This is a genomic window from Streptomyces sp. NPDC005181 (assembly GCF_040608395.1).
Classification (GTDB): Bacteria; Actinomycetota; Actinomycetes; order Streptomycetales; family Streptomycetaceae; genus Streptomyces.
In genome coordinates this window covers 1-5,251 of sequence record NZ_JBEXID010000190.1, presented here as the reverse complement: position 1 = coordinate 5,251, position 5,251 = coordinate 1, and the positions used below count along the sequence as shown (strand labels likewise).

Genomic DNA, 5,251 nt, shown 5'->3' with positions numbered 1-5,251 from the left:
ACCTCACGCCCCACGAGACACGCCTGCGCTACCAACAAGACCAGACCCTCGCGGCGTAACACGGACGTGTCCAAGATCACGGGGAAGCTTCAACCGGCCCATGACCCGGATCATGTACACCTACTCCAGCGTCTTCCCCTTAGTTTCGGGCGACACGAGAGTAACGACGGCCGCCACCAGCATCAGAGCGATCGTGTAGCCGAGGAAGAGGTGCTCGCGGCCGCTGCTGGCCAGCCACGTTTGAAGGTACGGTGCGGTGCCTCCGCAGAGTGCCACGGCGATGGAGTATGACACGCCGATCCCTGAGGCTCTCACATGCGTGGGGAAGAGTTCCGCGAGGTAGGCCGGCAGAATCGACGTCCCAAGCGCGACCAGAATGCCCGCGATTGACATGGACAGCGTGAGCTGCCAGACCTTGTCCTGAATCAAGTGGTTCAGGGGGTAGGTCACTGCTGCCCCTCCGAGCGTGAACATCAGGAGGGACGGCCGTCGCCCTATGCGGTCCGACAGCGCTCCGGCGAGCGGCAGCGTCGCGACCAGGACTGTGAGGGCGATAACGGCAGACCACAGCACGGCGGAGGCCGGGAGGTGCTTCACCCCGATCGCGTAGGCCGGAGCGGCGGTCACCCAGGTGTAGAAGAAGACGGTGCCACCTGAGGCGAGCCCAATGACACGCAGTGCCGCGGCACGGTTCTTCCAGAGGCCCCGTACGAGGGAAGTACTGGACCTGTCCTGTTCCTCCGCGGCCTGTGCGTGTTCGTACGAGGGCGTCTCGCTCATCGTGCGACGCAGGAAGAGGGTGATGATGCCGAGCACCCCGCCGACGAGGAAGGGCACCCGCCAGCCCCAGCTGCCCATCTGCTGGTCGGTGAGCACGGTGGTCAGGGTGGCGCCGAGGAGGGTGGCAATGATGACGGCCGAGACACCTGAGACGTAGATGGTGCTGGACCACAGGCCTCGGCGGCGTGGGGGAGCCATCTCTGAGATGTAGGTGTGCGAGGCGGCGATCTCACCACCGTAGGCAAGGCCCTGAAGCAAGCGGGCGAGCAGGAGCAGCACCGATGCGCTCACGCCAACGCTTGAGTACGAAGGGGCAACACCGATCAGAAGGCTTCCGGCGGAGGCCAGGGCAACCGACAGCAACAGGGATGCCCGTCGGCCATGGCGGTCGGCGAACCAGCCGAAGAGGATGCCACCAATCGGTCGCATCCCGAACCCGACAGCGAAGACCACAAGTGTGGAGAGCAGCGCGGAGAACGAGTCCGTCGGTTTGAAGAACTCTGCAGCGAGGAACGGCGCGAAGACCGCGTAGACGTTCCAGTCGTACCACTCGAGCGCATTGCCCACACCTGTGCCAAAGATTGTGCGCAGCTTCTGTCTGCGACTGGGTGGCGGTCGCTCGTCGCCGTGAGCCGCGATTGCCTCATCGGTGCGGTCGGTCTGCATCGGCTCCTCCGGTGTGATTGCTCCGGCCGGCACACAACCTCTGACGTGGTGCCCGGGATGGCTGTGCTCTGTTTGGGGAATCACGGTGGACGAGGTCGCTCCTACTCGGGTCAGAACGCAGGATTGGGTCGTACCTAGTACTACAGCCGGTGATTTTACGGTGAGTGAGCGCGGGCGGTCCGGGTGCGGTAGTGGCTGGCGCGGGCTCGGGTCTGGTTGCGGGTGCGCCAGCGGTGCCAGTGCATGGCGAGCCAGGTCCGGGCGGTGCGGGCGAGGACGATCCGGTCGTACAGGCGGCGGATCTCGTTCAGGCTCCGGGGACGGATGACGTCGACTGGGCGGATATGTGACGGCCCCGGACGGTGGCGAGGCTCAGGGCGCCGGGGTTCGGCAGATCGGCCGCCGACTCGGCCGCGACCCGGCGACCATGTCGCGGGAGCTGCGACACAACGCGGCCAGTCGAGGCGGGAAGCTCGAGTACCGGGCTTCGGTAGCGCAGTGGAAGGCAGAGCTTACGACGCAACGCCCCAAGACTGCGAAGCTTGCCGTCAACGAACGGCTCCGCGAGTACGTCCAAGAGCGGCTCTCCGGCAAGGTCCGCCGACCCAACGGGACACCAGTACCGGGACCTGAGACCGCACCCGGGAAGGGCCGCAACAAGCCGCCCTTCATGAGTACCAACATGCCGCTTGACCAGGCCGGATGTTCTATCGGCACCCGCAGAGTCGTTGACCACCCCGGCGTACGGCCGTGTCCTGCTCGCCAGCGACGAGTTGACGGAGGCAGGCGGCGAGGCGAAGGTGACCCGCGGACACGACGGTGTGGTGGACGACCGCGTGATCATCGCTCCTTGAATTCTTCGCTTCGTCGAACCGGTCACGACGAGGAACGGGACCTCTGGTGGATCGCTTGTGCCGAGCAAGATGATCGAGAACCAGGGGTCCCGTCGCGGGAGGAATCCGTCATCACGCGGACGATCACGGTGTGTACGCGCCCGGGCTGTCGGTCATCTGGCAGGCGACGGCGAGCCAAGTGCGGCGGTCGAGGCGGAGGATCTTCACTGCGTCGCAGGCAGGAGGACTCGACTTCGAGCGGGTCGCTTGTACCCCAAGCCGAGGAACCGTCGGCTGACAGGTAACATCCGAGTCGCAAATACCGTGACCGGAGGAAAGGTTTCATGCTGACCCCGATGCCCGCTGCGCCGACGCGTGAACGTTCGGCCATGCTCGAGCGTTCTGTGACCGCGCCGGTCAACGGTGACGGGAGCAGCGCCAGCGGGCACCGTCGCACGGCAGCGGGGACTGTCTTCTCGCCGCAGGCTTTGGCCCGCACGTCCACGGCCGCGGTGTCGGGCATTCGCGTGGGGGTGCCGGAAGCCCCGCTGAGACCGGCATCCGCAGGCGCGCGATGATCGGCCGGGACGAGGAGTTGCGGACTCTGCGCGGGCTGCTGACGGACGCGGCGGCGGGGCACGGCGGCGCGCTGCTGGTCCACGGCACCGCTGGCGTCGGCAAGTCGGCCCTGCTGCGCAAGCTCGGCGCCGACGCCGCCGAAAGCGGTTTCCGAGTGCTGCGGACCTCCGGGGTGGAGACCGAGCAGTGGCTGCCGTTCGCCGCACTGCAGCTGCTGCTGCAACCGGTCGCCCGTGACATCCAGAACCTGCCCGCCGCACACCGGTCGGCGCTGAACGACGCGTTCGACGCCACGGAGACCGCGCCCCAGATATACCGGGTCGCACTGGCCGCGCTCGAACTCCTCGCCGACGCGGCCGACCGGCAGCCGCTCCTGCTGCTCGTCGACGACCTTCAGTGGGCCGATTCGTCCAGCCGGGACGTGCTCAAATTCGTCGCCCGGCGCACCGGCGACCTCGCCATAGCACAAATCGCCGCCACCCGTACCCAGGCCGCCGACGCGTACATATTTCCGGACCTCCGTCTGGAACCGCTCGGCCGGACGGCCGCCGCCGAGCTGCTCGACACCGGCGCGCCCGAGCTGCCGGAGCCGGTACGGGCGCTCATCCTGGAGCGCGCCGCGGGTAACGCGCTGGCCCTGGTCGAGCTGCCCAAGGCGGCGCAGGGCATGTCCGCGCAGATGGAAGACCTGCCGCTGACCCAGCGGCTGGAGGACGCCTTCGCCGCACGCACCGACTCGGTGAGCCAGCAGTGTAGCGCGTTCCTGCTGGCCCTGGCCGCCGAGCCGGCCGCCCCGCTGAACCGGCTGCTGCAGGTATCGGGTCGCCTCTGCGGTTCGGAGGTCTCCGTGGACACGCTGGAGGAGGCGGTCGACGCGGGCCTGGTCACCCTGGTCGGCCGTACCCCCGAGTTCGGGCATCCGCTGATGCGCTCGGCCATCTACACCCGCGCCGCGCTGGCCGATCGGCTGGCCACCCACCGCGCCCTCGCGGCGGTGATGGACGACATTCCCGAGTGCCAGCTCGTCCACCAGGCCGCGGCCGCGATCGGCCCGGACGAGGAACTGGCCGACCGGCTGGAACGTTTTGCCGACGCCTCGCACGCCCGGGGCAAGGTGGCGGCGGCCGTCTCCGCCCTGCGCCAGGCGGCCGACCTCGTCCTCGACCCGCAGCGCCGGACCGGCATCCTGGTCCGGGCAGCCGAGCTGGCCAGCGAGGTCAACGACCGTATCAACACGCAGATGCTGCTGGACCGCGCCGACATGAGCGCGCTCGGCCCGGTGGAGCGGGCCCGCCTCATGATCGTGTCCGACAAGTCCGCTTTCGAACCGGACAAGCCGCACCGGCGCATCCAGGACATGGTCACCGCGGCGGCCGAAGCGTTCGACGCGGGAGCCGGCGACGTCGCCGAGGACCTGTTGTGGCGTGCCGGGATACGCTGCTTCTTCCAGGACGGCGACGCGCAGGTGCGCGCTCAGACCGCGGCGGAACTGGACCGGTGGAACCCCGATCCGGACGCCCCCCACGTGCTTGCGGTGCGGGGGTATGCCCAGCCGTACCGGTACGGGGCCGACGTGATCGCGCGGCTCGACAGTCTCGAGCTGGACCGCGAGGACGCTCGGATCCTGCACTTCTTCGGCACCAGCGCCATGTCTATCGGCGACTTCGACCGCGCCAGCCGCTACCTGGCGCTGGCGGCCACGGCGTGGCGGTCGCAGGGCAGGCTTGGGCTGCTGGCCCGCTCTCTGTCCGGCAATTATCCGCGGGTGTTCCTCGGTCAGCTCAACCAGGCTCGCGAGGAGTCCGCCGAGGGGCTCGCCCTGGCCGAGGAGACCGGAGAGTGGATGCAATGGCTGGGGCTGAAGGCGACGGCCGGCCTGGTGGCAGCGCTGCGCGGTGAGATCGAAGAAGCGGAGCGGTCGGTTCGCGAGCTGCGCACGCACAGCCTGTTCGCCGGTATGCGGTACGTCACGGTAATAGCGCAACAGGTCGACGGCCTGCTTGCTCTCTTCGACGGCCGCGCAACGGAGGCCTACGACATTCTCGCGTGTGCGTTCGATCCGACTGACCTGCATTACCACTCGATGCGTCGGTGGCTGCTGGCGCTGGACCTGGCGGACGCCGCGGTGGCCGCCGGCACCGCGGAGCAGGCCCGGGAACTGCTGGCCGACCTGCCCGAGCTGGCCGACCGACTGCCCTCGGAAGCGATGGTGGTCGCGCACGCCTACACCGACGCGGTACTGGCTGCGGACGACACAGCCGAGGAGCGCTACGCCGCGGCGCTCACCACGCTCCCGGCCGGCTGGACGCTGGCGCGTGCCCGGCTGCACCTGCACCACGGCCGCTGGCTGCGCCGGCACCGCCGCAACGTGGACGCCCGCACCCCGCTGCGAC

At 68.8% G+C, this 5,251-nt stretch carries 3 protein-coding genes and 1 pseudogene; 3 read left to right on the top strand and 1 reads right to left on the bottom strand.

The genetic code is table 11. The features are described from left to right. Nucleotides 1-120 precede the first annotated feature (120 nt). Nucleotides 121-1,347 (bottom strand): MFS transporter, encoded by a 1,227-nt coding sequence (locus ABZV38_RS39490; protein ID WP_356333690.1) that lies wholly within the window; start codon nt 1,345-1,347, stop codon nt 121-123. Between the two features lie 469 nt (nt 1,348-1,816). Between ABZV38_RS39490 and ABZV38_RS39485 the strand changes: the two are divergent. The 3 genes and pseudogenes from ABZV38_RS39485 to ABZV38_RS39475 form a co-directional block, all read left to right on the top strand. Then, nucleotides 1,817-2,110, top strand: a pseudogene (locus ABZV38_RS39485) (helix-turn-helix domain-containing protein); the annotation flags it as partial. A 25-nt stretch (nt 2,111-2,135) separates the two neighbouring features. After that, nucleotides 2,136-2,300: a hypothetical protein gene (locus tag ABZV38_RS39480; protein ID WP_356333692.1), complete on the top strand. Its 165-nt coding sequence runs from the start codon at nt 2,136-2,138 to the stop codon at nt 2,298-2,300. Nucleotides 2,301-2,853: 553 nt separating this feature from the next. Next, a partial coding sequence (locus ABZV38_RS39475) for an AAA family ATPase (protein ID WP_356333689.1) occupies nt 2,854-5,251 on the top strand: 2,398 nt, incomplete at its 3' end.